This window comes from Pseudomonas sp. GG8 (assembly GCF_052976945.1).
Genome location: NZ_JBRIIP010000001.1, coordinates 809,178 through 832,990 on the forward strand (window position 1 = coordinate 809,178; position 23,813 = coordinate 832,990).

Annotated in this window: 26 protein-coding genes; 14 read left to right on the forward strand and 12 right to left on the reverse strand. The window is 55.5% G+C overall.

What is annotated here, in order from left to right:
- The first annotated feature begins 90 nt into the window (after nucleotides 1-90).
- The 3 genes from ACVBEG_RS04010 (at nucleotide 91) to ACVBEG_RS04020 (ending at nucleotide 2,483) form a co-directional block, all read left to right on the forward strand.
- Nucleotides 91-573 carry a glutathione peroxidase gene (locus ACVBEG_RS04010; RefSeq protein ID WP_447107404.1) on the forward strand — a complete coding sequence of 161 codons (483 nt, stop codon included), beginning with the start codon at nucleotides 91-93 and terminating at the stop codon, nucleotides 571-573.
- A gap of 177 nt (nucleotides 574-750) precedes the next feature.
- Complete coding sequence (locus ACVBEG_RS04015; RefSeq protein WP_407074566.1) at nucleotides 751-1,362, forward strand: TetR/AcrR family transcriptional regulator; 612 nt, start codon at nucleotides 751-753, stop codon at nucleotides 1,360-1,362.
- A gap of 17 nt (nucleotides 1,363-1,379) precedes the next feature.
- Nucleotides 1,380-2,483, forward strand: a complete 1,104-nt coding sequence (locus ACVBEG_RS04020) for an NADH:flavin oxidoreductase (protein WP_322177965.1) — start codon at nucleotides 1,380-1,382, stop codon at nucleotides 2,481-2,483.
- Nucleotides 2,484-2,569: 86 nt separating this feature from the next.
- Here ACVBEG_RS04020 and ACVBEG_RS04025 read toward each other — a convergent pair whose 3' ends face one another.
- From ACVBEG_RS04025 to cysZ, 3 genes are all read right to left on the reverse strand, one after another.
- A complete protein-coding gene (locus ACVBEG_RS04025; protein WP_322177966.1) occupies nucleotides 2,570-3,745 on the reverse strand; it encodes a glycosyltransferase family 4 protein in 1,176 nt (391 codons plus the stop codon).
- Between the two features lie 1,927 nt (nucleotides 3,746-5,672).
- Nucleotides 5,673-5,984, reverse strand: a complete 312-nt coding sequence (locus tag ACVBEG_RS04030) for a hypothetical protein (protein WP_322177968.1) — start codon at nucleotides 5,982-5,984, stop codon at nucleotides 5,673-5,675.
- 215 nt (nucleotides 5,985-6,199) lie between these two features.
- On the reverse strand, nucleotides 6,200-6,955 hold the full coding sequence (gene cysZ / locus ACVBEG_RS04035; protein ID WP_322278408.1) for a sulfate transporter CysZ: 756 nt from the start codon (nucleotides 6,953-6,955) through the stop codon (nucleotides 6,200-6,202).
- A gap of 249 nt (nucleotides 6,956-7,204) precedes the next feature.
- On the opposite strand from cysZ, the gene ACVBEG_RS04040 reads away from it, so the two are divergent.
- Together ACVBEG_RS04040 and trxB are read left to right on the forward strand one after the other, a co-directional pair.
- Nucleotides 7,205-7,804, forward strand: a complete 600-nt coding sequence (locus ACVBEG_RS04040; protein ID WP_322177970.1) for a peroxiredoxin — start codon at nucleotides 7,205-7,207, stop codon at nucleotides 7,802-7,804.
- A gap of 151 nt (nucleotides 7,805-7,955) precedes the next feature.
- On the forward strand, nucleotides 7,956-8,918 hold the full coding sequence (gene trxB, locus ACVBEG_RS04045; RefSeq protein ID WP_322177971.1) for a thioredoxin-disulfide reductase: 963 nt from the start codon (nucleotides 7,956-7,958) through the stop codon (nucleotides 8,916-8,918).
- A 75-nt stretch (nucleotides 8,919-8,993) separates the two neighbouring features.
- Here trxB and ACVBEG_RS04050 read toward each other — a convergent pair whose 3' ends face one another.
- From ACVBEG_RS04050 to ACVBEG_RS04075, 6 genes are all read right to left on the reverse strand, one after another.
- Nucleotides 8,994-9,335, reverse strand: coding sequence for a HopJ type III effector protein (locus ACVBEG_RS04050; protein WP_322177972.1), 342 nt, complete (start codon nucleotides 9,333-9,335; stop codon nucleotides 8,994-8,996).
- Nucleotides 9,328-9,624 carry a DUF1244 domain-containing protein gene (locus ACVBEG_RS04055; protein ID WP_322177973.1) on the reverse strand — a complete coding sequence of 99 codons (297 nt, stop codon included), beginning with the start codon at nucleotides 9,622-9,624 and terminating at the stop codon, nucleotides 9,328-9,330. Before ACVBEG_RS04055 ends, ACVBEG_RS04050 begins: the two co-directional genes overlap by 8 nt.
- A gap of 116 nt (nucleotides 9,625-9,740) precedes the next feature.
- Nucleotides 9,741-10,112: a dihydroneopterin triphosphate 2'-epimerase gene (gene folX, locus ACVBEG_RS04060; RefSeq protein WP_322177974.1), complete on the reverse strand. Its 372-nt coding sequence runs from the start codon at nucleotides 10,110-10,112 to the stop codon at nucleotides 9,741-9,743.
- Nucleotides 10,113-10,114: 2 nt separating this feature from the next.
- The gene (folE, locus tag ACVBEG_RS04065; RefSeq protein WP_322177975.1) at nucleotides 10,115-10,675 is read right to left on the reverse strand and encodes a GTP cyclohydrolase I FolE; all 561 of its coding nucleotides are present in this window, start codon (nucleotides 10,673-10,675) and stop codon (nucleotides 10,115-10,117) included.
- A 22-nt stretch (nucleotides 10,676-10,697) separates the two neighbouring features.
- A complete protein-coding gene (folM, locus tag ACVBEG_RS04070) occupies nucleotides 10,698-11,408 on the reverse strand; it encodes a dihydromonapterin reductase (RefSeq protein WP_322177976.1) in 711 nt (236 codons plus the stop codon).
- Between the two features lie 170 nt (nucleotides 11,409-11,578).
- Nucleotides 11,579-12,148, reverse strand: a complete 570-nt coding sequence (locus ACVBEG_RS04075; protein ID WP_322278416.1) for an antibiotic biosynthesis monooxygenase — start codon at nucleotides 12,146-12,148, stop codon at nucleotides 11,579-11,581.
- Between the two features lie 200 nt (nucleotides 12,149-12,348).
- Here ACVBEG_RS04075 and ACVBEG_RS04080 point away from each other — a divergent pair, with 200 nt between their 5' ends.
- Entirely contained in the window at nucleotides 12,349-13,299 is a 951-nt protein-coding gene (locus tag ACVBEG_RS04080; RefSeq protein ID WP_322177978.1) for a MerR family transcriptional regulator, read from the forward strand.
- Between the two features lie 55 nt (nucleotides 13,300-13,354).
- Here the strand turns inward: ACVBEG_RS04080 and ACVBEG_RS04085 are convergent, their stop codons facing one another.
- Both ACVBEG_RS04085 and ACVBEG_RS04090 read right to left on the reverse strand, forming a co-directional pair.
- Nucleotides 13,355-13,963 carry a hypothetical protein gene (locus tag ACVBEG_RS04085; RefSeq protein WP_322177979.1) on the reverse strand — a complete coding sequence of 203 codons (609 nt, stop codon included), beginning with the start codon at nucleotides 13,961-13,963 and terminating at the stop codon, nucleotides 13,355-13,357.
- Between the two features lie 68 nt (nucleotides 13,964-14,031).
- Nucleotides 14,032-14,478, reverse strand: a complete 447-nt coding sequence (locus tag ACVBEG_RS04090) for a PAS domain-containing protein (protein ID WP_322177980.1) — start codon at nucleotides 14,476-14,478, stop codon at nucleotides 14,032-14,034.
- 99 nt (nucleotides 14,479-14,577) lie between these two features.
- Here ACVBEG_RS04090 and ACVBEG_RS04095 point away from each other — a divergent pair, with 99 nt between their 5' ends.
- The 5 genes from ACVBEG_RS04095 (at nucleotide 14,578) to ACVBEG_RS04115 (ending at nucleotide 18,684) form a co-directional block, all read left to right on the forward strand.
- Nucleotides 14,578-15,033, forward strand: a complete 456-nt coding sequence (locus ACVBEG_RS04095; RefSeq protein ID WP_322177981.1) for a flavodoxin — start codon at nucleotides 14,578-14,580, stop codon at nucleotides 15,031-15,033.
- 224 nt (nucleotides 15,034-15,257) lie between these two features.
- Nucleotides 15,258-16,022 carry a class II aldolase/adducin family protein gene (locus ACVBEG_RS04100; RefSeq protein ID WP_407074567.1) on the forward strand — a complete coding sequence of 255 codons (765 nt, stop codon included), beginning with the start codon at nucleotides 15,258-15,260 and terminating at the stop codon, nucleotides 16,020-16,022.
- Nucleotides 16,022-16,924 (forward strand): alpha/beta fold hydrolase, encoded by a 903-nt coding sequence (locus tag ACVBEG_RS04105; RefSeq protein ID WP_322177983.1) that lies wholly within the window; start codon nucleotides 16,022-16,024, stop codon nucleotides 16,922-16,924. Before ACVBEG_RS04100 ends, ACVBEG_RS04105 begins: the two co-directional genes overlap by 1 nt.
- A gap of 126 nt (nucleotides 16,925-17,050) precedes the next feature.
- Nucleotides 17,051-17,962 (forward strand): SDR family oxidoreductase, encoded by a 912-nt coding sequence (locus tag ACVBEG_RS04110; protein WP_219060877.1) that lies wholly within the window; start codon nucleotides 17,051-17,053, stop codon nucleotides 17,960-17,962.
- Between the two features lie 197 nt (nucleotides 17,963-18,159).
- Nucleotides 18,160-18,684 (forward strand): hypothetical protein, encoded by a 525-nt coding sequence (locus tag ACVBEG_RS04115; protein ID WP_323569347.1) that lies wholly within the window; start codon nucleotides 18,160-18,162, stop codon nucleotides 18,682-18,684.
- 81 nt (nucleotides 18,685-18,765) lie between these two features.
- Here the strand turns inward: ACVBEG_RS04115 and ACVBEG_RS04120 are convergent, their stop codons facing one another.
- Nucleotides 18,766-19,170, reverse strand: coding sequence for a hypothetical protein (locus ACVBEG_RS04120; RefSeq protein ID WP_322177985.1), 405 nt, complete (start codon nucleotides 19,168-19,170; stop codon nucleotides 18,766-18,768).
- Between the two features lie 324 nt (nucleotides 19,171-19,494).
- On the opposite strand from ACVBEG_RS04120, the gene ACVBEG_RS04125 reads away from it, so the two are divergent.
- The 3 genes from ACVBEG_RS04125 (at nucleotide 19,495) to ACVBEG_RS04135 (ending at nucleotide 23,765) form a co-directional block, all read left to right on the forward strand.
- Nucleotides 19,495-20,019, forward strand: coding sequence for a hypothetical protein (locus ACVBEG_RS04125; RefSeq protein ID WP_322177986.1), 525 nt, complete (start codon nucleotides 19,495-19,497; stop codon nucleotides 20,017-20,019).
- 562 nt (nucleotides 20,020-20,581) lie between these two features.
- Nucleotides 20,582-22,375, forward strand: coding sequence for a DUF1302 domain-containing protein (locus ACVBEG_RS04130; RefSeq protein WP_322177987.1), 1,794 nt, complete (start codon nucleotides 20,582-20,584; stop codon nucleotides 22,373-22,375).
- Nucleotides 22,376-22,397: 22 nt separating this feature from the next.
- Nucleotides 22,398-23,765, forward strand: coding sequence for a DUF1329 domain-containing protein (locus tag ACVBEG_RS04135; RefSeq protein WP_322177988.1), 1,368 nt, complete (start codon nucleotides 22,398-22,400; stop codon nucleotides 23,763-23,765).
- Nucleotides 23,766-23,813 lie beyond the last annotated feature (48 nt).

The window sequence follows — 23,813 nt, forward strand, 5'->3', positions numbered from 1 at the left end:
GCGCCCAGGCAGGTATGTGAAGACGACGGGTTCGTTTCCACGGCCTGATACGGGCGCCTTTTTAGTTCGCTAGTTATTTGGGAGTTCGTCATGAGTGTTTTTCACGACACGACATTAAAAGCTCTGGATGGCCAGGAATTGCCTCTCGCGCCCTTCAAGGGCAAAGTCGTGCTGGTGGTCAACGTCGCCTCCAAGTGTGGTCTGACACCGCAATACGCGGAGTTGGAAAAACTTTATCAAAAGTACAAGGATCAAGGCTTCAGCGTGCTGGGTCTGCCGTGCAATCAATTTGCTGGCCAGGAACCTGGGTCCGAAGCGGAGATTCAAGAGTTCTGCACCCTGAATTACGGAGTGACATTTCCGTTGGGCAGCAAGCTTGAAGTGAACGGCGCTCATCGTCATTCGCTGTACCGTCTGTTGGTCGGTGAAGGTGCCGAATTTCCCGGAGACATTACCTGGAACTTCGAGAAGTTTCTGGTGGGTAAAGACGGCCGCGTCCTCGCGCGGTTCTCGCCAAGTACGTCTCCAGAAGATCACTCGGTGGTTCAGGCTATTGAAAAAGCCCTGAGCTGATCCACCTGCTTCGCCCGCCGGGTTGCCATTCGAGCACGCCCGGCAAGCTTTTCTCCTCCCGGTTTTGTCCATTGAATCCTCGCTATTTGCCTTTATTCTCCCCCCGACTTTTACGGCTAAATCACCCAAATCAATAGTGCTGGCAGAAGCGAGACGACCGGTCATATGCTTCGCACCATGAGCACATCCATTCGACTCGACAAGCGTGATCTGATCCTCGCCAAAGGCGCCCACCTGATGACCCGTCGCGGTTATCACGGCACGGGCGTGCTGGAGATTGTCCAGGCCGCAGGTATTCCCAAGGGTTCGTTTTATCACTACTTCGCCAGCAAAGAAGACTTTGCCGTGCAAGCGCTGGAGTATTTGTACGCGCCGCGATTGCAGCGTTACGCCGCTGTGCTGGCAGACCCGACGCAGAGCCCGCGTGAGCGGGTCCTGAGTTACTACCGCGACCTGCTCGAGCATTTTTCCCGACAAGAGAAACCTGAGTATCACTGCTTTATCGGCAGCTTGAGTTTCGAAATGGCGGATGGCTGCCAACCCATCGCCAGCCAGGTGGAACAGATCCTTGAGCGTTCGGTGGCGATTCTTGCCGAGTGCCTGACGGCCGCCCGTCAGGCCGGTGAGTTGCCTCGCAATACGGACTGTGCCGCGCTCGCCGAATTTATCGCCAATGCCTGGGAAGGGGCGTTGATGCGCATGAAAGTGGGAGGCAGTGTCGCCTCCCTCGACGTTTTTCTGAACCAGCTTGAGCGTCTGTTGGCGCCCGGCCCCACTGATACCGATTGATTCCCGAGGAGCGTCACATGCCAGTCAACGCCTTGTTCAAACCCTTTCATCTGGGCCATTTGCAATTGCCGTCACGCGTGGTCATGGCACCCATGACCCGCTCGTTTTCCCCTGGTGGCGTACCTAACTCCAAAGTCATCGAATATTACCGCCGGCGTGCTGCCGCAGGCGTAGGTCTGATCATCACCGAAGGTACGACGGTTAATCACAAAGCCTCTAACGGTTACCCGAACGTCCCGCAGTTCTTTGGTGAAGCGCCGTTGGCCGGCTGGAAAAAAGTCGTGGATGCGGTGCATGCCGAAGGCGGCAAAATCGTCCCGCAACTGTGGCATGTGGGCAGCGTTCGCCGCGTCGGCACGGAGCCTGACGCCAGCGTGCCGGGTTACGGGCCAACGGAAAAACTCAAAGACGGTCAGGTCGTGGTGCACGGCATGTCCAAACAAGACATTCAGGACGTGATTAGCGCCTTCGCTCAGGCAGCCAGGGACGCCAAGGCGATTGGCATGGACGGCGTTGAAATCCACGGTGCTCACGGTTATCTCGTCGATCAGTTTTTCTGGGAAGGCACCAATCAGCGCACGGATGAATATGGCGGCGATCTGGCCGGCCGTTCGCGTTTTGCCATCGAGTTGATCCAGGCAGTGCGTGCTGCGGTCGGCCCTGATTTTCCGATCATCTTCCGTTTCTCGCAGTGGAAGCAGCAGGACTACAGCGCACGTCTGGTGCAGACGCCGGAAGCGCTGGGCGAATTCCTCAAGCCGCTGTCAGACGCTGGCGTAGATATCTTTCATTGTTCGACACGTCGCTTCTGGGAACCTGAGTTTGAAGGCTCTGATCTGAACCTGGCCGGCTGGACCCGCAAGCTGACCGGCAAACCGACCATCACCGTGGGCAGTGTCGGGCTTGATGGCGAGTTCCTGCAATTCATGGTTAATACCGACAAGATCGCGCAACCGGCGAGCCTGGACAACCTGCTGCAGCGTTTGAACAACGACGAGTTCGACTTGGTCGCGGTAGGCCGTGCATTACTGGTGGACCCTGACTGGGCGGTGAAGGTGCGTGATGGCCGCGAGCAGGACATCCTGCCGTTCAGCCGTGACGCCTTAATGACGTTGGTCTAAAACCTGTAGGCGCTTGCCCGCGATGGCATCATGCCTGACACACCGTCAAGCTGATCGCGGGCAAGGACTGGGCGGTCCCCACGCGCTTACAATAATTGCCCCATGGGCAACGCCTTGTTGCTCATCGCGCACGCGCTGCGTAATTGTCTTTCGAACAGGTCGATAATCGCCGCCCATCCCTGACGACTGGCGTGTTGCCGCGCGTTCAAGCGGACTCTGCGCAGCGTTTCGCTTTCTTCGAGCAACCAACGTGCGGCATCGATAAACGCTTCCTCATCCCCCGGCATCGCTAGTGCACCATTGTGGCCGTGACGAATATGCTGAGCCGCAGCGGCTTGGTCATAGGCAATCACGCCCAGCCCGGACGCCAAGGCCTCAAGCACCACATTGCCAAAGGTTTCGGTCAGGCTCGGGAATACAAACAAATCCCCTGATGCATAGTGCGTCGCCAGTATGTCCCCCCGTTGCGTGCCGCAGAAAATCGCGTTCGGCAGTTGCTGTTCCAGCGTCGTTCGTTGCGGGCCGTCGCCGACGATAATCAACTTCAGCGTTTGTCGAGGGTGTGCCGCTTGCAGGGCGTCAAAGCTGGTTTTAAGCAGGCCCAGATTTTTCTCGGGAGCGAGCCTGCCCACATGCAGCACGGCAATATCGTCCACGCTCAGCCCCCAGCTTTCACGCAGCGCCGCCGAGCGCTTCGATGGATGAAACAACTGACTGTCGACGCCCCGCGACAGCAGTTCAACCCGCTCAAAACCACGACGCTCCAGCTCCATTTTCTGGCTCAGGCTGGGCACGACGGTGATCTGTGAGCGATTGTGAAACCAGCGCAAGTAATGCGTCAGCAGGCGGGTGACAAACCCGAACCCGTATTCGTGAGTGTACTGCTGGAAGTTGGTGTGAAAACCACTGACCACGGCAATTCCCAAGCGCCTTGCCGCGCGCAATGCGGACAATCCCAGCGGCCCTTCGGTGGCGATGTACAGCACATCCGGGCGTTGCCGCGTCCAGCGCCGCAACAGCTTGTGCATTGATGATTGCCCCCATTGCAACCCGGGATATCCCGGAATCGGCCAGCCACGGCACAGCATCAGATCGTCTGCGGCGACAAGCCCTGCATCTTCACTCTGGCGCGGACGTATCAACTCGACACGGTGACCGCGCAGACGCAGGCCGTCGCACAACCGACCAAGGGTATTGGCCACGCCATTGATCTCTGGCGGGAAGGTTTCGGTAATCAGGGTGACATGCAAGATCGTGCTCATGACGTCAGTCTCGGCTGAGGGCATGTCGCTTATGTGGTGATTTGATGATGGATTTGTGACGGTGATGGGCGGGCAGTTGCTGCTCGCGCGTTTTATCAGTTTAATTTGATTAAATATTATTGAACGGGGCGTGCCGGGTTCAGGTGGTTAATATCAGATTGGAGGCGGGGCATGGTAGTTATTTGCTAACGGGTTTTTTATTTAAGTGTCGGTCTTATAGTTATGTAGGACGTTTCTTTAAGTCACTATTTCAGTGGGTTTCATGTTGCCGCTGAATGCTTTCTAAGTAACGTGAGGTTTGTCGAGTTTCAATGCTCTTGTTGCAGTGTTGGGTCTCGGTACACAGGGCTATTAACTTCAGGCTTTTGAGGTTTTGCCGCCCATCAATACTTTTCAGAAAGTATCACATGAAATTTAACTCTAAAAAGTTGAACGGGACTCTTGCGGCCCTAGGAATGGTTACGGCACTTTTAACGTGCTCACAGATGGCAGTGGCTAGCAGTTATCAGCCATCAACTGTGTTGCCAACTGTTCACTCTGAAGGTTATCTGTACACGGCTAATGTGCCTGTTTCTGGCTCGCCGGCGGCGAACGGAAAAATATCAAATGTCACTTGGAATTGTGGCGTTGTAGGTTGGCCGAGAGGACTCTCTGTGTATCTGTGTCATGGTGCTGATCACTGCAAAGATATTTCTCGGCAGAGGGCGGGTTCCACTGACGACTTTAATAACAGGAGCGCCGGTCAGCTATTGTGTTATGCTGTTCGCGTGATAAACCCTGGGCGCAGAGTTTGCCAGTTTGCCAGTTTGCCAGTTTGCCAGTTTGCCAGTTTGCCAGTTTGCCATTTCACGAAGCTTTTGTGGCAATCCATTATTGAAATTCAGTATTTTCTCCAGGATTGTTACTGGAGGTGTGCCCTTTGCTTATTCTGTTTCATACAGTTCAATCCGCTCTTTTCTCATTGAGTGCATTGTTCTCTCAAAATATGAGGTTGTGGTATCAGTCACAATTTCGCCGGTCGAGCTATATCGAATAATAGGGTAGTCAGTAAGATCATGCATTTCTCCGTTGAGAGAATTGTAGGCATAGCTATGAGCCAGCCGTGCAGCCTCTTGTGGGTCGTTGTTGGCTCTGTCCAACAGAAAACCTCTGAACGATACGCTTTTAGCACTTTTAGTGTGTTCTTTGTGCGTTTCGGACGCTGTGACTGCCTCGTTAAAATTCTGCATGAATGACTTGCCTGCGCTATCGAGGGTCCGTAACGACGTTGCGTCCTTAGCTTCTGGTCGAGTTGTTTCAATCGGGCGGGTGTATAGCTTTTATCTTGATTCGGGGATTTGTCGCGTACATCATTCTGCATGAGCACCGTCGAGCGGGGCAGTACGAGCATTGTAAGTGCCGCTGGGGCCGGTTGATATGTTCTATCTTGAGTCGCGTTATATTCGCTCATGGCACTGTCTAACGTGTGTACGAATCTTGAGCGAGGCTCGACTAATCTCTCGATAGCTGCGGGTACGGAACCAAAGATGGTTTTCTGAATATTTGAAACAGTTTGAATTGAGTTCATGCTGGGTTCAATGGCCATAATGCCTCCTGGTTTTTTAGTGTTAGGAGAGCAATAAAGATGCCAGTTTTTATTTGAGGACGAGCGGCGCGGAGGATGAGTCAACTGTTGCAGCTATTCTGAGCGCTGGAATAGTTGTCCTACAGAAAGTTCCTACAAATAGTTATTTATAGGACGTGGGCAAAGGGTTGACCCCCTATCGGCAAGGGGTTGCCTTCCGGTTAATCGCCCCTGTTCTGATGCCAAATAGTGCCTTGGTTGTTTTCATTTTTTTACGGGGTAAACATGTTCATCCTTTTTACAGGATGAACATGCTCTGGTTAATGCCGCAATGACTTCCCATCAAGGAAATGCGTGGTGCTATTAAGCCAGGGTATGAACGATTTCAGTAATGATGCGGCTCAGGGTTTCAGCGTCAGGCCCCTCCACGCGGTGTTCATCGGCGAACGAGTAAGCTACCGAAAACAGACCTCCGTTTACATAGGAGTACGTAGGCAGATCTTTTTCGAGGGTTTTATCTACGGCTTCTTCGGTCAGTGAAATGGAAGCAATGACCAGGCGTTCGGTCATGTTGTTGACGCCGTTGAAATAGACGGCGTCCGGGTTCAGGTTCCAGTTTTCCAACGCAGCATTCAGCAGGTTGCGCGCTTTTTCACGAATGATTTCAGTGCTCATGGTGATCTTCCTTTATCTAGCGTCCCCGCCGTTGAACATCATGCTCATCGTGGTATGCAGAGGGACAGGTTGTTTGGAAGAGCCATTAGAAAGGATCAAGCGGGGTGACAGCACATACATAGTTATGGCAGTGAAATTCATCGGGCGTTAGTGCGTGCTTTAGATAACTGCCGGTGCGTCACTGGAACAAAACAACCGGCTGCTATCGGCGAGCTTTAAAGCGTGTTACCGGGCGCTGCCTCTGCTCCGCGTTCGCGTACCCAGAATAAGGTCGCACCTGCTACGGCGGCGGGCATCATCAAGATGTTGACCACCGGAATCAGCAACGCCAGATAGACGATGCCGCCGAAGCTTAGGCTCTGCCAGCGTTTAGCACGCAGCCAGGCGAGCATTTCGTTCCAGCCCATTTTATGGTTGTCCGCCGGGTAGTCGATGTACTGGATAGCCATCATCCAGACGCCGAACAACAGCCACAGTGGCGCAGCGACCAGATTGACCACCGGGATGAAGGACAGGATCAGCAGGCCGATCGCGCGGGGCAGGAAGTAGCCAAGTTTGCGCATCTCCCGGCTGAAGGTGCGCGGGACCATGGCGACCAGTTCGCCCCAACTGAAGGTCGGGAAGTCATCGGTGCCACGTAGCACCACTTCGACCTTTTCCGCGAGAAAACCGTTGAACGGCGCGGCAATGATATTGGCGATCATGGTGAAGGTGAAGAACACCATCAGCAGCACCAGCACCACGAACAATGGCCAGAGGATGTAATTGAGAAAGCTCAACCAGACCGGCAGGGTTGGCATGAAGGTGTCGACCCACATGCCGAACTGATGCATGGCCAGGTAAATCAGGCCGCCGAATAGCACCAGGTTGATGGCCAGCGGCAGCAGAACGAACAGGCGCAAGCCGGGGCTTAGGACCAGTTTCAGGCCTTCACGCAGGTATTGCGGGCCAGAAAGAACAGGGGCAGGCATGGCAGGCTCCGGGTGGTGGTAAACGCGCCGACCTTACCGGCTTTGCAGCCCGTACGAAAGTGCAGACATTCGCGGTAACAAACCCGACGGCGTAAAGTCTATGGTCAAGCGTTGATACAAAGGTTATCTGGATAGACCCTGCCTATGAGGTGGATTGTGAAACGATATTTCCTTAATCTTCGCGACCCCGATAAGCTTCTCGACAACTTATCAATCTCTTCCTGAAATTTTAATCTCCAAGGAGTCATCATGAGCGTACTGGTAAACAAGCAGGCCCCGGATTTCGACGCAGCAGCGGTATTGGGTGACGGCTCTATCGTCGACAGCTTCAAGCTGTCCTCCCTGCGTGGCAAATACGTGGTTCTGTTTTTCTGGCCTCTGGATTTCACCTTCGTTTGCCCGTCTGAAATCATCGCCCACAACAACCGCATCGCGAAATTCCGCGAGCTGGGTGTTGAAGTGGTCGGCGTTTCCATCGACTCGCAATTCACTCACCACGCATGGCGCAGCACCCCTGTTGAAAAAGGCGGCATCGGTGAAGTTCAATTCACCATGGTGGCCGACGTCAAACACGAAATCACTCGCGCTTACGGCATCGAACACGAAGCTGGCGTCGCTCTGCGCGCTTCGTTCCTGATCGACAAGGAAGGTGTGGTTCAGCATCAGGTCGTTAACAACCTGCCACTGGGTCGCAATGTCGACGAAATGGTCCGTTTGGTTGAAGCTCTGCAATTCACCGAAGAGCACGGCGAAGTCTGTCCAGCCGGCTGGCGCCCAGGTCAAAAAGGCATGAAGGCTGACGCCAAGGGCGTTGCCGATTACTTGGCCGAAAACGCCAAGAACCTGTAATACCCCGGCTGCGGCTCCGGCCGCAGCCTCATATTTTCAGGACTGCCGTGTTGTAAGCCTTCCCCAAGTGCTTGTGCGGTCCTTTTTTATTCCAGCCGGTACACCGGCGTTCCGACCACGCGTAACGATGGCCGGTCAATAGGAGTGTGTCATGTCTGATGTACGTCATTCCCGAGTGATTATTCTCGGCTCCGGCCCTGCCGGTTACAGCGCAGCGGTCTACGCGGCACGTGCCAACCTCAAACCGCTGCTGATTACCGGCATGCAGGCAGGTGGTCAATTGACCACCACCACTGAGGTTGATAACTGGCCTGGTGATCCCCACGGCCTGACCGGCCCTGTGTTGATGGAGCGGATGAAAGAACACGCCGAGCGTTTCGAAACCGAAGTGGTGTTTGACCACATCAACGCCGTGGACCTGGCTGGCAAGCCGTTCAGTCTCAAAGGCGACAACGCGACGTACACCTGTGACGCCTTGATCATTGCGACCGGTGCCAGCGCTCGCTATCTGGGCCTGCCGTCGGAAGAAACTTTCATGGGCAAGGGCGTCTCTGCCTGCGCGACCTGCGATGGTTTCTTCTATCGCAACCGTGAAGTCGCAGTCGTCGGTGGTGGTAACACTGCCGTGGAAGAGGCGCTGTACCTGGCTAACATCGCCAGCAAAGTGACTTTGGTCCACCGTCGCGAAACGTTCCGCGCCGAGAAGATCCTGATCGACAAGCTGCATGCCCGCGTTGCCGAAGGCAAGATCGTGCTCAAGCTCAACGCGACCCTGGAAGAAGTGCTGGGCGATAACATGGGCGTGACCGGTGCTCGCCTGAGAAATAATGACGGCAGCGCCGACGAGCTGAAAGTCGATGGCGTGTTCATCGCTATCGGGCACACGCCGAACACGTCACTGTTCGAAGGTCAACTGGCCTTGAAAGACGGCTACATGGTGGTTCAGGGCGGTCGTGACGGTAATGCGACTGCTACCAATGTCGACGGTGTTTTCGCGGCGGGTGATGTGGCTGACCACATCTACCGTCAGGCGATTACCTCGGCGGGTGCGGGTTGCATGGCGGCACTGGACGTCGAGCGTTATCTCGATGGCCTGCAGGACACTTCGCTGTAAAAGTCTGCTTGTGGCTGCAAAAAAAAACCGGCCTAGGCCGGTTTTTTTATGTTCAGTCTTGCTGGCACGGAATATTCAGGCTTTGCGTTTCAGCGGCTCGGCTGCGAAGGTCACCCCGACCAGGCCGTGAGCGATCAGCGCGCGGATGTTGCCGTGATCGTTGCCTTCAGGGGTCGCTTGCACCGAGCGATAGTGTTCGCCAAATGCGAGCAGGGCTTCTTCATCGCTCAGACCTTCAAGCACGGCCAGGCCCAGTGTCTTGCAGGAACCTTCGTTCTGCCCGGCGGCGTTTTCCACGCTGCCGTTGTTGAACGCCTGTGGCTGGTAGTCGTAGCCAGTAGAGATGAATGCCAGGGTGTCGGCGAAGGCGTGCTGGCCGCTACGAAGGCTGGCGCGCAGGGTGTTCAGATCAGTCATGCTTTTTTTCCTTGGCGAACGCGGCTTTCTGCTCGGCGTTGGCTTCTTGCTGGTAGTGGGTTTTCCACTCGCTGTAAGGCATGCCGTAAACCACTTCGCGGGCCTGGTCGAGGCTGACGTCGATCTGTTTCTCATCGGCTGCGGCCTTGTACCACTTGGACAGGCAGTTGCGACAGAAACCGGCAAGGTTCATCAGGTCGATGTTTTGGACGTCTTTGCGGCTGTCCAGGTGCGCGACCATGCGGCGGAAGGCGGCAGCTTCGAGTTCAAGGCGTTCTTGCTCGGTCATGATGGGCTCTTTGCAGGCAGTTAATGGTTTGAATGATAAGAGGGGAAGGCACCGGGGCCAAGCCATTCGCGAACACATTCGTGAGGGTTCTTGGTCAGCCCCTTATTCACACTGAATCAACGCTGCCCAGCCAGGGTAATCGACACAGACTCGGCAAATCGCAGGGCGTGAGGTTTATCGACTTCGACTTCGGCGTACAGCACCGCGTCGTGGCGCATCACCAGATCGAGCACTTCCTGGGTCAGCCGTTCCAGCAGCGCAAAACGATTGCCTTCCACGTGCTGAATGATGGCTTTGGTGATCGTGCGGTAGTTGAGGGCGTGATCGATGTCGTTGTCCCGCACGGCATCCTGGGCGGCATACAGAATCGTCAGGTTGATCAGCACGTCCTGCTTGTTGAGGATCTCGTCCTCATTGATGCCGATAAAGGTGCGCAGGCGCAGGTCTTTGACCCGAATGCGGGCCGTTCCTGGTTCGAGTCTTGGCATGACTATTTGCTCCGTCCAATCAATTGCAGAAACTCCTGACGGGTCGTACTCGAGTCACGGAATGCACCGAGCATGACCGAGGTGATCATGGTCGAATTCTGTTTTTCAACGCCGCGCATCATCATGCACATGTGTTGAGCTTCAATCACTACGGCGACGCCCGCGGCGCTGGTCACTTCGCGGATCGTATCGGCAATCTGCCGGGTGAGGTTTTCCTGAATCTGCAGGCGTCGGGCGAACATGTCGACGATGCGCGCAATCTTCGACAGCCCAAGGACTTTGCCGGTCGGGATGTAGGCGACGTGTGCTTTGCCAATGAAGGGCAGGAGGTGATGCTCGCACAGCGAGTACAACTCGATGTCCTTGACGATGACCATCTCATCGTTGTCTGAGGCAAACAGCGCGCCATTGACGATATCTTCAACGCTTTGCTCGTAGCCATGACACAGGTATTGCATTGCTTTGGCGGCACGTTTGGGCGTATCGAGCAGGCCTTCGCGGTCTGGGTTTTCACCCAGGCCCACGAGGATCTCACGGTAATGCTGTGGCAGCGATAAGGTCATCAAGGAATCCTCGCGGGGCGACTTATTTAAGGTGCCGACCGCCGTTTACAGTCAAAGTTGTGCCGGTAACGTAGGGGTTGTCCAGCAGATAGCGCAGGCTCTGGTAGATCACCTCGGCACCGGGTTCTATGCCCATAGCGGACTTGGCCAGGGTCTTGGCGCGGTACGCCGCGTCGTCGTCGGGTTGAAACATCAACAGCGCTGGCGCGATGCTATTGACCTTGATTCGGGGCGCGAACTTGGCCGCAAATGACAAGGTCAGGCTTTCAAGCCCTGCTTTGCTGGCGCAGTAGGCAATGTGCTTGCTGCTGCCTTTACGGGTCACGTCATCGCTGATGTGAACGATGTCGGCCACTGGCGAGCGGTGCAGCAATGGGGCGCAGTGCAGGTTGATCAAATAGGGCGCCAACATGTGCACGTTGAACATTTGAGTAAAGGCTGCGGCTTCATTGCCTGGCGTTTCGGCCAGCCACTGGGAGGCATTATGGACAATTGCCCGCAGGCTGTCGGTGTGGCTTCCGAGCTCATCGATGAACGCCAGGATGCTCGCTTCAGATGAGAAATCGGCATGGATCGCCAGCGCTCCCAGGTCACGTAATTGCTGCACGCCCGGGCGGTCGCTGCGGTAGCTGACGATAACCGAATGACCGTCTGCCAACAGGCGTTTTGCGCAATCCAGCCCGATACGCTGGCTGGCGCCAGTGATCAGAATAGGGGCAGAGGGAAAAACCATGGGGCAACTCGCGCATCACAGTGAGGGTTGAAGCCGGGGCCCTGAGTGATCGGCATGCGGCTCGAACCAGCGAAACCATTAGCTGGCTATTATTTGCAGCAAAGTTATACCAATGGCCCTCACTGAACAACCCGCACCGCGCAGCGCGAGTTGTTGAACTTCGCGCCTGGCTAGTGGCTGGGTGACGATTCTGATGCGCGGATTGACGCTTGAGGTGCGCTGTGCAACCAGGGTGACAGCAGGTGGGTGGACAGTGGAATGAACAGGAAAACCATCAGCGGTGTGAGGGCCAAGGTACTGACCAGCACCCGAGGCAGCAAACTCAACTCATTGAGCAGGGGCCCCAGCAAGAAGTTGAACATTAGCGATACCGGGAAGAACGCGAGCCAGATGGCCACGGCTTGTTTCCAGCGCGGTGGACGCTGACCGGCGGCACCAAACCAGCCGTCGATGCCTCTGACCCGGTGTTCCGACGGTTGGGCAAACAAGCCACTGCCGCGCACCAGCCAAGTGCTTCGTGACGCGGAATGCTCCCATGCGTGCATTGTGAATTCGTCGGCGAAGCGAAAGATGATCTGGAATTCATCGTCACCAGGGGGCGGCGCTAAAACGCCGGAGCCCAGATATCCGGGGAAGTCGGTGGCAAGTTGCTCACCTTCATGCAGCCAGGCGATGAGTTCGTGGTAGCGGCCATGGGCGACGCGGCGGGCGACCATCAGGGTGACGGGTGAGGTAGACATCGTGCATCTCCGTAAGGCGAGTGAGTTTCCCGGGTAGGGAATTCACATAACGCAGCGCCGGGGTGGTGGGCTGCGTTTAAAAGGCAGGCAAGGATTATTCCCGATTCCCACGAATAAGCCAGAGGCTGTCGTCGCTCGCGTTGTTTGTAGGGGCGGCCTTGAGGGTACAATGCTGCCACAGTTCTCAAGCGATGCCTGTCATGACCGAACCTGTTATTGGCCCTGCTCTGGGCAGCGGCCTCAAACAAGAAGAGTTGTTCCCCATTCGCGAAGTGTCGCGTATTACCGGGATCAATCCGGTCACGCTGCGCGCCTGGGAGCGGCGTTACGGGCTGATCCAGCCGACCCGCACCGACAGCGGCCACCGTCTGTATTCCCAAGCCGACATCGACGAGGTACGGAGTATTCTTGGCTGGATCGAACGCGGTGTGGCGGTCAGCAAAGTCGGAAAGATTCTCGCCAAGGCCAGCATCGTCAGGACTCAGTCCAATCCGCTTCCAGATGATGGCTTGCTGGGTGAGTGGGGTGAATGGCAGGCACAACTGCGTCGCACCATCAGCGCCTTCGATGAGCGCGGTCTGGAGCAGTTATATGGCCAGATATTTGCCAGTTACCCGTTGACCGTGGTGTTCCAGGACATTTTGATGCCGTTGTGGCAGGAGTTTCTGCTGCATCAGGATCAATTTGGCCAAGCCAGTGAATGGTTGTTTCTCGACAGCTTTTTGCGTGCGCGAACGCTGCAACGCTTGCAGATGCTGCGCGGTACGACGGAGTTGAAGGTCGTACTTGCGGCTATCCCTGGTCAATGTCGCGAGTTGGAGCTATGGGTGGCGGGGTTGATGCTGGGCACGACAGATACGTCGATCAGTGTCTTGGCGCTCGGTCAGCCACTGGAAGAGCTGAGCCTGGTCTGTGAAAAAATTCAGCCTCAGGCCTTGGTGCTGTTTTCAAATCATCCACCTGCGGCGGATCTGCCTCGGCGCCTGAAGCGCCTCGCGCTGACCCTGGATTGCCCTGTTTTGTTGGCAGGGGAGGCATCGGATTTGGCGCAAGAAAGCCTCGACGGTTCGCCCATCGCTTGCCTGGGAAGTGACGGACGTTCCATGCAGCGGCGTTTGCAGCAGTTTTTAGCGGGGCATCTGGACACATAGACGGTGTCGATGCACCGTGAAGTTTCTTGATCAGGGGGGCGCGGTTCACGGTTGCTCAGTCGAGCGGAGCAGGGTGAACCAGTAGATGTTGTTGCAGGATGTACTGGCGCAGGCGCTCAGTGTCTTCTTTGTTGCGCTGGCTCAGACGGTACGCCGCAAGACCTTGTTCTGTCAGCCGTTCGAAGGTGCCGCGCAACGCAATGGGCGCGTAGCCCGTCGGAGCAAACCATTGGGCGAAGTATTTTGGCGGTTTGGTCGCTTTGCGGTTCTCCAGCAAAATCCCCTTGAACGAGATTTCATGCACCCAGAGCGCACTCTGCGAACCTTTTTCGGTTTGCAGCGGTAGCGGTTCAGGCAGGCTCAGTCGCCACGGACGCACCTGAGGACCTTGTTCTTCATAAATACTCGGCGCGCCCAACTCCAGATGCATGGCATGGAATTCATCTTCCACCAGATGCAACGGAAAGGTCATTTGCTGGTTTTCGAACTGTGCCTGAATCGTCACCTGCTCATGGGCAGCCAGACGGGTCAGCAACTCCTGAATCTGCACGCCACCATTGACGAGCAGGCCGCGCGACGCATCACGCACGTTCAGCTTCGGGTTGTGCTGCATGTTCTGAATGAAATCCAGCTCATCCTGAGTGAGTAGGGTATCGCGTTGCATGCTAAAGCCCGAAATATGCGGTTATTAGAGAACAGACAGCTCATTCAGTGGTTTGTTAGCCCCACTTGTCATTTTTTTAGTGATTCTATCTCTGCCCGTGCGAGCGCCAGCTGGGCTTCCAGCTCGACGACGCGCTGTTGCGCTTCGATCTGTGCGCTGACATTTTTTTGAATGCCGATGAAATAGGTTAGCTGATCGGCCTCATTGAATACCGGCGTGATCGATAACTCGTTCCAGAAGGCGCTGCCGTCCTTGCGATAGTTGCGCAGCACCTGCCGGCAAGGCTGGCCGCTGGCAATTGCCTGGCGAATCACCTCCAGCCCTGGTTGCTGCCGGTCATCGGCCTGCAGGAAACGGCAATCGCGATACAAAATATCTTCCACCGCGTAGCCTGTCAGCGATTCGAATGCCTTGTTCGCATAGATCAGGATGTTGTCATCACCTTCCTGCTCAGCGACCACAATGCCATCATTCGAGGCGTTGATTACCAGCTGCAACAGTTTTGCATTGATCATGGGAAGCTTCCGTTGCGAATTGCCAAGCCAGCATTCTAAGACATCGCGCTGCGTTGGGGCATAATGCCCGACGTTTTTACTGTGTTACAGGGTCTATTTATGAAAGTGGTCATCCTTTCCGGGTCGGTCTATGGCTCTGCCGAAGAAGTCGCCCGGCATGCCGAAACAATCATTCGTGCCGCTGGCCACGAGGTTAGACACAACCCGCGTGTCACCTTGGCAGAGTTGCAAGCGTTCGCGCCCGAGGCGTTTCTGGTCGTGACCTCGACCACCGGGCTGGGTGAATTGCCTGATAACTTCCAGGCGCTCTATTCGCAGATTCGCGATCTGTTGCCTGCGGCCTGGCGTGGCTTGCCCGGCGGAGTGATTGGCCTGGGCGACGCCAGCTATGGCGATACGTTCTGCGGCGGTGGCGAGCAGGTGCGCGAGCTATTTGCCGAGCTGGGGATTCGTGAAGTGCAACCCATGTTGCGCCTGGATGCCAGCGAGACCGTTACCCCTGAATCCGATGCAGAACCGTGGCTGGCGGAGTTTATTCGTCATCTAAACGCCTGAGTCGGTCGATCGCGCGCGCACCGCGTGAGCAGGCTGGGCAGCAGCAATACCTGCCAAGCCTGTTCCGCTCTTACCCGTGCGCCCTGATATGACTCGCTCGGTCAGTAAGCTGGCTGCCAATGCAACTACCGGGATACTCAGGCCTGACTAGACTGATCGAGATGGGAATCTAATCGCGATTAGTATAAAAAGCCGAGGTGAGCACCGTGAATGTTGCCCAAGTTTTGCCCTCCCGAAGCGTGAAAGATCAAGTCAGCGCCGCCGAATGGCAGGCGCGGGTTGATCTCGCGGCCTGCTATCGGTTGGTTGCGATGCACGGTTGGGACGATCTGATTTTTACCCACATATCGGCCAAGGTTCCTGGTACCGAAGATTTCCTGATCAACCCGTTCGGCCTGATGTTTCACGAAATCACGGCATCGAGTCTGGTCAAAATCGATCAGGCCGGTAACAAATTGATGGACAGCCCCTACGAGATCAACCCGGCCGGCTACACCATTCACAGTGCGGTGCATGAAGTTCGGCATGATGTGGCTTGCGTGCTGCATACCCATACGGCGGCGGGGGTTGCGGTGTCTGCGCAAAAACAGGGGATCTTGCCGATCAGTCAGCAATCGATTTTCGTTCTGTCGAGCCTGGCTTATCACCCCTATGAAGGCGTCGCCCTTAATCATGAAGAAAAAGCGCGGCTGCAAGCTGATCTGGGTGATAACAGCTTCTTGATGCTCAACAATCATGGGCTGTTGACATGCGCCAGCAGCATTGCCGATGCCTTCCTGATGATGTTCACCTTCCAGCGTGCCTGTGAAATCCAGGTGCTGGCGCAAACCGGTGGCGCGGAGCTGATTCCTGTCGACGGGCAGATCCTGGCTGGCGCGAAAGCGATGATTGCCGGGGTGACTAAAAGCACCCAGGGCATGGGCGGGGCGTTGGCCTGGCCGGCGTTGCTGCGCACACTCGATAAACAAGACCCGAGCTACAAAGAATAATGCCGCTGGCAGAGATCCCTTTGTCCGTCTGGCGTACCCGTGGACAAAATTTTTTGTTCCGGGGCCAGACCATTCGCTACTGGGTAGCGGGGCAGGGCGAGCCATTGTTGTTGATTCATGGCTTCCCCACCGCCAGTTGGGATTGGCATTACCTGTGGCAACCCTTGACTCAGCGTTATCGGGTGATTGCCTGCGACATGCTGGGTTTCGGCGATTCGTCCAAGCCGCAGGACCATGATTACCGCCTGCTGGAACAGGCCGACCTGCAGCAGGCGCTGCTCGAGCACCTGCGGGTTGAACAGGCGGTGCATGTGTTGGCACATGATTACGGCGACAGCGTCGCCCAGGAATTGCTGGCCCGGCATTATGAAGGGACGTTCGCCATGGCCAGTTGCGTGTTCCTCAATGGCGGGCTGTTCCCGGAGACCCATCGCAAACTGCTGGTCCAGAAACTGCTGCTCAGCCCACTGGGCTGGCTGGTGGGCCGGATGTTCAGCCGGGAACGTCTGGTTAAAAGTTTTACCCAGATATTTGGCCCTGACACGCGACCCAGTGAAAGTGAGCTGGATGACTTCTGGAGCCTGATCGAAACCAACCAGGGACCGCGGATCATCCACCGTTTGATCAACTACATTCCCGAGCGAATTGTGCAGCGTGATCGCTGGTTGGCCGCCATGCGACGCGGGGATGTTCCTATGCGTGTGATCGACGGTGCGGTCGATCCGATCTCCGGTGCGCACATGGTCGAGCGCTACCGCGAATTGATCCCCAATGCCGACACTGTGCTGTTACAGGGTATCGGTCATTACCCGCAAACCGAGGCGCCAGTACTGGTTCTGCAGCATTACCTCAGTTTCCGGGCCGCATTAGATGCCCCGAGCCGGGTATTGGCGTGTTCCTGAACGTCGCTAATCAGGCCCCCCATCCTGCTACCTTATTGCGCACTATTCAGCACTGAGCGTATTGATTGTGACTGAGGGGCGAGTGTTCGACACTCAAGCCATTGTCCACCTTTGCTGGAGCTGTCCATGAGTGAGCCTGTGCGTTTTGAAGATAAGGTCGTCATCGTTACGGGGGCCGGCGGTGGTTTGGGTCGCGCCCATGCGTTGCTGTTTGCCAAACATGGCGCACGCGTAGTGGTCAACGATCTGGGGGGCTCGGCGCATGGTGAGGGTGCCAACGCGTCGGCGGCAGATCGTGTAGTTGCAGAGATTCGCGAGGCGGGCGGCACCGCGGTTGCCAACCATGACTCGGTCACTGACGGCGCCAAAATCGTACAAAACGCACTGGATGCATTCGGTCGTATCGATGTCGTGGTCAATAACGCCGGTATCCTGCGGGACAAGACCTTTGCCAAAATGGAAGACCCCGATTGGGACCTGGTGTATCGCGTGCACGTCGAAGGCGCCTACAAGGTGACCCATGCTGCTTGGCCGCACATGCGTGAGCAGAACTACGGGCGCGTGATTTTCACCTCATCGACCTCCGGCATCTACGGCAACTTCGGTCAGTCCAACTACGGCATGGCCAAGCTTGGCCTTTACGGCCTGACCCGCACCTTGGCCCTTGAAGGGCGCAAGAACAACATCCTGGTCAATGCCATCGCCCCAACCGGCGGTACACGCATGACAGAAGGGTTGATTCCGGCCGGTGTGTTCGAATTGCTTAAGCCTGAACTGATCAGTCCGCTAGTGGTGTTTCTCGGCAGCGAACAGTGCCAGGAGAGTTCAGGCCTGTTCGAAGTCGGCGGCGGCTGGATAGGCAAGACCCGCTGGGAGCGCAGCGTCGGTGCCGGCTTCGACCCTCGTACCGGTTTTAGCCCGGAAGATGTCGCCGCTAGCTGGCAGAACATCTGCGACTTCGAAGGTGCAGCACACCCAAAAGACACCATCGAAGCCCTGCAAGAGATGATGAAAAACCTGCAAAAGTATAGCGCTTGATAATAGTGGCTTCATATTGAACTCGGTCGATCAGGGCATACCTGATCGGCCGAATTTTTTTGTAGGCTTATTCTTACTTTGTATGTAGGAATGATCTCTAAATCTATTTTTGATGCTGTTTTAGGTCGGACGCATATCAAGATTTTCTAACGACTCCCGATACGACGTTAATAGCTATGTCGATTTTGGAGGCCTGCATGATTGAAAATTTTGGTCTGATCAAAGACCGAATAAGCGCCTATACCTATGTGCCTGACAGGCAGTTCAGAACGTCCTCCGGTCGTTCCGTCGAGGAAGAAAGTATTGCCCAGAAGTTACGGCAATTCTGGGCGGATGATAGTATTTCGAATTCGTCGAAACTGGAGGGGTTTGAGTTTGATCTATCAGGCTTCGATCCTGAGAGTACTAGCAGTCGAGAGCTTATAAGCATAAGCGTTATGCTCCAAAAGATGGGCATAATTGATCATATTACGGGGTCTTGGCTTGGCGCGGTCGGGAGTGAGTTCAATGATCAAGGTAATCAAATAAATATGGACAAAAAAACGAATGCTTTCGAGTATTTTGACAGGAGTCTTGAGTTCCTTAAAGGTCGTATTACTGAAGGGCACGATTTTGCCAAGGAAACAGTGACTACGCTGAAAACTGCCATGACTGTTATCTTGGCCTTGCAGGAACGTGCACAGTTTTCTCGCACGCCATCGTTGATTGATACCCGGGTCTGAATAGCGCGGGCACGGAAGGCTAAACCAGGCCTGAGCCGTGACCCATGGTCATGCGGCTCAGGCAACCTTATGAGTAAACCGTTAAAGTGGGACCGAGAATATTCCTTTGTAGCGGACAGGCGTTTGGCCTTGCTGATTATCCAATATTACTCGGAACGTGCCATTACCAAGTTTTTGATAGGGGTCGAATGCACCGTTCACAACCCTTGTCCAGTCTCCCCCAGATAGCTGCTCTACCACCACGGGTAATCGCTCGCCTGCAACGCTCCTCAGTTGAATACTGTGCGCCGTGGTACCGCATTTTGTGGTAAATGGGCCGTGCACAACTTTGTATTCACCCGCGTTCGCAATGCTCTCGTAAATAGTACCGTTATTTCTGAAACACATTGGCGCTGCCCCAATACTGGCGACAGGCTCCGCGAAGCTTGACCCCGAAAATTGGCATAGCAGCAATGAAATCAGCAGTGCGTTAATCTTGTTGTTCATGATGAAGATCCTTGAGTCTGTCAGGTTGTTTTATGAGTGATGTCTGGTTTTTGGATGTCGATGGTTAACGCTAATACCGTTCAAGTAACACTCGAATTCCGACTTGGCGACTTAAGGTTAATCATGCTTTCTTGTCAGTCTGCATCTGAAATAAGTGTAGGGCTTTTCCGGGTCGATGAAGTTTCTCTATTTTTTGTACGACATTTCTTGTTGTTACGTAGGCGTTGGATGGAATTCAAACACGCCTTGTTTGAACTATAAAGTTGTCGAGCCGTTTCCCGATATGCCCAATGAGTTGTCTATTTATTGAGTCGGGAGAACACCATGTCAACATTTAGCATCTGGGGCGACCTGCCTGCCGTTTTTATTCGGCAGCCGCCAGAAAGTACATTGCCCAAAGCATCCGCCACCGCGCTGACCCATAGCATCCTGCTGGAAATCGGCGAAAATCCAATTGCGCTTGATGCAGAATATATGGACACACTGAAGTTGAAGCCGCAGCTCAAGGGCTTCAATCCTGAAGAGATCACACCCAATGAGCTCAGTCAGTTAGGCAAGCAGCTTTACAAGTTTGGCCTTATCGATAATCACACAGCCGAGCTCATGGACAGAGCCGGTGCCGAGTTTGATAGAGACGGAGTGCCAATCAACCCGGATGTGAATATCAACGCGCTGGATTTTTTCGCGGGCAGGATATCGTCCATGAAGGACAACTCATTGCGCGGTGATCCCTATGCCACGATGTTGCTCCCCGACTATATCCGGGCGGTTCATGTCATGCAGAACCTGCACACGTACGCGACGACGGGCGATAGCTACGCCAGCCAGCGTGCGAAAGAGCGGGAGTAAAGTGCGGGTGGGAATTTGGTGCGGTGATGGCTTATAGCTATTATCGCTGAATGACAGGCAAAAAAAAGCCGCTGTTTAAACAGCGGCTAAACAAGACGTTAGATCCAGGAGCTTTCAAACCAACGTCGATAAACCTGGGGGCGAATCAGTCCGTAGAAGCTCATGTTTGAGCCACTGCCGGTACACAGTAAGTAATCAAGTCACTTGAATGAATCACCGGCGTTTTAAGGGTTCTGGCCGGTTGCTGTGAAAGCCCGGCAAGAATAAAGAATTCAGGCTCAATGAAACAGAGCAGTTTGCGACATTGACTGTTACATACCCGGCAATAGTGGGGTGGTTCCGGTTGTTGTCCGCAAAATCTCGCCAGGATTTGCAGCGCCCGGAAGCTCAATCCATGTCCCTCATCATGGATCATCCATGCCATCGATGATGGCGAGCAAAGCCGTGCCAGACGGGGGATTCATTCTTTAGAGGTACATCGAGAATACCTCCTTGGTGCGCTTATCCCTCCTGGTGGCTGTGAGTAGGGTGATTTCTTCTGCAACCACCAGGGGGAAGACGCATGACAACAACAATAATGCGCGCCATCTTCAAGCCACAGACGCTGGCCATCGCCGTGGCGCTGGGCTGCACGGCTCAGGCGCACGCCGTTTCATTCAATATTGGAGAAATCGAAGGGCAATTCGACTCCTCGCTGTCGCTCGGCGCAAGCTGGGGTTTGCGTAACGCAGACCCCAGTCTGGTCAGCACTGTGAACGGCGGCAAAGGGCAGGCGGCCACGGGCGATGACAACCGTTTGAACTTCAAGAAAGGTGACGCCTTCTCGGAGATTTTCAAAGGGGTCCACGACCTGCAACTGAAGTACGGCGACAGTGGCGTGTTCCTGCGGGGCAAATATTGGTATGACTTCGTCCTTGAAAACCAAACTCAAGACTTCAAGAACGTCAGCGATAACGGGCGCAAAGAAGCGGCCAAATCGTCGGGCTATCAACTGCTCGACGCCTTCGTCTATCACAGCTACAGCATCGCGGATCTGCCGGGCACTGTGCGCGCAGGCAAGCAGGTGGTCAGTTGGGGCGAAAGTACCTTCATCGGTAACTCGATCAACTCGATCAATCCCATCGACGTGTCGGCGTTCCGCCGCCCAGGCGCCGAGATCAAGGAAGGGTTGATTCCGGTCAACATGCTCTTCGGTTCCCAAGGGTTGACCGACAAGCTCAGCGTCGAGGGTTTTTACCAGTTGCAATGGCAAGAGACGGTTGTCGACAACTGCGGCACCTTCTTCGGTAACGACGTGGTCGCCGAAGGGTGTAACAACAACTACGACGTGGGCAACCCGGCCATCAAACCGTTGCAACCGATTGCTGCTGCCTTTGGCCAGGGATTCCAGGTCACGCCTGAAGGCGTGGTCGTCCCCCGTGGCAGCAGCCGTGATCCAAAAAACACCGGCCAGTTCGGTGCAGCGCTACGCTGGTTGGGTGACGACACCGAGTACGGCCTGTACTTCGAGAACTTACACAGCCGTCTGCCAGTCCTGAGCACCAAGACGGCGGGTCTGGCGACATTGAGTGCCATTCCACGTATCGCCGCTGCGGCCAACGCCGTTGCCCCAGGCAGCGGTTCGGGTCTTGCGCAGAGCACCATGCTCGGTAATGGCCAGTACTATCTTGAATACCCGGAGAATGTTCGGTTGTTCGGCGCCAGCTTCGCCACCACCCTGCCAGAGGGTACCGCCTGGAATGGCGAAATCAGCTACCGGCCCAATGCCCCGGTCCAGCTCAATACGACTGATCTGACCCTGGCGCTGCTTAACCCGATTGCTCGCGGGACTGCGTCACCGATTGCATCGAGCCCTGGCGCGGATAACAAAGGTTACCGGCGCAAAGAAATCACCCAGATCCAGTCCACATTGACCCACTTCTTCGACCAAGTGCTGGGGGCTGAACGGCTGACTGTGGTTGGCGAAGCGGCAATCGTCCATGTGGGAGGGCTGGAACCCACCAGCGAGCTGCGTTATGGCCGTGACTCGGTCTACGGTGCCTATGGCTTTGGTGGCGATACCAGCGGTTTTGTCACGTCGACATCATGGGGTTATCGCGCCCGGGCGATTCTCGATTACGCCAACGTTTTCGCCGGGATCAACCTCAAGCCCAACCTGTCGTGGTCCCATGACGTGCATGGTTACGGCCCTAACGGCTTGTTTAACCAGGGTGCAAAAGCGGTCAGCTTCGGGGTCGATGCCGACTACCGCAACACCTACACCGCGAACCTTAGTTATACCGATTTCTTCGGTGGTAATTACAACACGTTGACCGATCGTGACTTCGTTTCATTGAGCGTCGGCGTGAACTTCTGATCGGCTTGAAAAGGACATGACTATGCGCAAGATGATCCTGCAATGTGGCGTCCTGGCGCTGAGCCTGTTGGCAGCCAACGTAATGGCTGCGGTGTCGGCAGACGAAGTCGCGAAACTGGGCAAAAGCCTGACACCATTGGGGGCAGAAATGGCAGGGAATGCCGACGGTTCGATCCCTGCTTACACCGGCGGTCTCCCGGTCAATGCGGGGGCGGTGGACAGTAAGGGTTTCCTCGCGGATCCGTTCGCCAACGAGAAACCACTGTTTATCATCACCGCCAGCAACATGACACAGTACAAAGACAAACTGTCCGATGGGCAGCAGGCGATGTTCCAGCGTTATCCCACGACCTATCGGATTCCGGTTTATCCGAGTCATCGCACCGTAGCCTTGCCGCAAAAGGTCTATGACGCGGCGAAGAAAAGCGCGGCCACGGTGACGACCATCAATGATGGCAACGGCTTGGCCCATTTTGCCGAAAGCCGCTACTACGCGTTCCCGATCCCTAAAACCGCGAATGAAGTGCTGTGGAACCACATCACCCGTTACCACGGGGGCAACCTGCACCGCACCATCACCCAGGTAACTCCCCAAGTGAACGGTGCGTTCGACTCGGTCACGTTCGAAGAGGACGTCGGTGCCCCGGAGGACATACCGGACCTGAAACCAGAAGAAGGCGCGAATATCCTGACCTTCTTCAAGCAGGAAGTGACGAAGCCTGCGCGCCTGGCCGGTAATGTGTTGCTGGTGCACGAAACCCTCGATCAAGTGAAAGAACCGCGTCTAGCCTGGATCTACAATGCGGGTCAGCGGCGTGTCCGGCGTGCGCCGCAAGTGGCGTATGACGGTCCGGGTACTGCGGCGGATGGCCTGCGCACGTCGGACAACTTCGACATGTTCTCGGGTGCCCCGGATCGCTACGACTGGAAGTTGATCGGCAAGAAAGAAATGTACATCCCGTACAACAGCTACAAACTTGACTCGCCGAGCCTCAAGTACAGCGACGTAATCAAGGCTGGGCATATCAATCAGGACCTGGCCCGTTATGAGCTGCACCGGGTGTGGGAATTGGTCGGCACACTCAAAGCCGGTGAGCGGCATATCTATGCCAAGCGCCATATGTACATCGACGAGGATACCTGGCAGATCGCGCTGGTCGACCATTACGACGGTCGCGGCCAGCTCTGGCGGGTGGCCGAGGGTCATGCGCAGTTTTATTACGACCACCAAGTGCCGGCTTACACCCTTGAAGCCCTGTACGATTTGAACGCCGGCCGCTACATCGCACTGGGCATGAAGAACGAGGAGAAACGCAGCTTCCAGTTCGGCCTGAAGCTCCACGTGTCTGACTTCACCCCCAACGCCCTGCGCAACGCGGGCATCCGCTAATCGGTTGCAACTTACGTCTCAATCCGCTTGAAAAGCCATTCACGGTTA

What these genes read in the sequence shown, in the direction of transcription:
- ACVBEG_RS04010 (WP_447107404.1), top strand. Translation starts at nt 91, where the DNA reads ATGAGTGTTTTTCACGACACGACATTAAAAGCTCTGGATGGCCAGGAA.
- trxB (WP_322177971.1), top strand. Translation starts at nt 7,956, where the DNA reads ATGTCTGATGTACGTCATTCCCGAGTGATTATTCTCGGCTCCGGCCCT.
- ACVBEG_RS04055 (WP_322177973.1), bottom strand. Translation starts at nt 9,624, where the DNA reads ATGACCGAGCAAGAACGCCTTGAACTCGAAGCTGCCGCCTTCCGCCGC.
- ACVBEG_RS04040 (WP_322177970.1), top strand. Translation starts at nt 7,205, where the DNA reads ATGAGCGTACTGGTAAACAAGCAGGCCCCGGATTTCGACGCAGCAGCG.
- ACVBEG_RS04015 (WP_407074566.1), top strand. Translation starts at nt 751, where the DNA reads ATGAGCACATCCATTCGACTCGACAAGCGTGATCTGATCCTCGCCAAA.
- ACVBEG_RS04120 (WP_322177985.1), bottom strand. Translation starts at nt 19,170, where the DNA reads ATGAACAACAAGATTAACGCACTGCTGATTTCATTGCTGCTATGCCAA.
- ACVBEG_RS04110 (WP_219060877.1), top strand. Translation starts at nt 17,051, where the DNA reads ATGAGTGAGCCTGTGCGTTTTGAAGATAAGGTCGTCATCGTTACGGGG.
- ACVBEG_RS04095 (WP_322177981.1), top strand. Translation starts at nt 14,578, where the DNA reads ATGAAAGTGGTCATCCTTTCCGGGTCGGTCTATGGCTCTGCCGAAGAA.
- ACVBEG_RS04105 (WP_322177983.1), top strand. Translation starts at nt 16,022, where the DNA reads ATGCCGCTGGCAGAGATCCCTTTGTCCGTCTGGCGTACCCGTGGACAA.
- ACVBEG_RS04050 (WP_322177972.1), bottom strand. Translation starts at nt 9,335, where the DNA reads ATGACTGATCTGAACACCCTGCGCGCCAGCCTTCGTAGCGGCCAGCAC.
- ACVBEG_RS04075 (WP_322278416.1), bottom strand. Translation starts at nt 12,148, where the DNA reads ATGTCTACCTCACCCGTCACCCTGATGGTCGCCCGCCGCGTCGCCCAT.
- folE (WP_322177975.1), bottom strand. Translation starts at nt 10,675, where the DNA reads ATGACCTTATCGCTGCCACAGCATTACCGTGAGATCCTCGTGGGCCTG.
- ACVBEG_RS04030 (WP_322177968.1), bottom strand. Translation starts at nt 5,984, where the DNA reads ATGAGCACTGAAATCATTCGTGAAAAAGCGCGCAACCTGCTGAATGCT.
- folX (WP_322177974.1), bottom strand. Translation starts at nt 10,112, where the DNA reads ATGCCAAGACTCGAACCAGGAACGGCCCGCATTCGGGTCAAAGACCTG.
- ACVBEG_RS04115 (WP_323569347.1), top strand. Translation starts at nt 18,160, where the DNA reads ATGATTGAAAATTTTGGTCTGATCAAAGACCGAATAAGCGCCTATACC.
- ACVBEG_RS04135 (WP_322177988.1), top strand. Translation starts at nt 22,398, where the DNA reads ATGCGCAAGATGATCCTGCAATGTGGCGTCCTGGCGCTGAGCCTGTTG.
- ACVBEG_RS04090 (WP_322177980.1), bottom strand. Translation starts at nt 14,478, where the DNA reads ATGATCAATGCAAAACTGTTGCAGCTGGTAATCAACGCCTCGAATGAT.
- folM (WP_322177976.1), bottom strand. Translation starts at nt 11,408, where the DNA reads ATGGTTTTTCCCTCTGCCCCTATTCTGATCACTGGCGCCAGCCAGCGT.
- ACVBEG_RS04080 (WP_322177978.1), top strand. Translation starts at nt 12,349, where the DNA reads ATGACCGAACCTGTTATTGGCCCTGCTCTGGGCAGCGGCCTCAAACAA.
- cysZ (WP_322278408.1), bottom strand. Translation starts at nt 6,955, where the DNA reads ATGCCTGCCCCTGTTCTTTCTGGCCCGCAATACCTGCGTGAAGGCCTG.
- ACVBEG_RS04085 (WP_322177979.1), bottom strand. Translation starts at nt 13,963, where the DNA reads ATGCAACGCGATACCCTACTCACTCAGGATGAGCTGGATTTCATTCAG.
- ACVBEG_RS04125 (WP_322177986.1), top strand. Translation starts at nt 19,495, where the DNA reads ATGTCAACATTTAGCATCTGGGGCGACCTGCCTGCCGTTTTTATTCGG.
- ACVBEG_RS04130 (WP_322177987.1), top strand. Translation starts at nt 20,582, where the DNA reads ATGACAACAACAATAATGCGCGCCATCTTCAAGCCACAGACGCTGGCC.
- ACVBEG_RS04025 (WP_322177966.1), bottom strand. Translation starts at nt 3,745, where the DNA reads ATGAGCACGATCTTGCATGTCACCCTGATTACCGAAACCTTCCCGCCA.
- ACVBEG_RS04020 (WP_322177965.1), top strand. Translation starts at nt 1,380, where the DNA reads ATGCCAGTCAACGCCTTGTTCAAACCCTTTCATCTGGGCCATTTGCAA.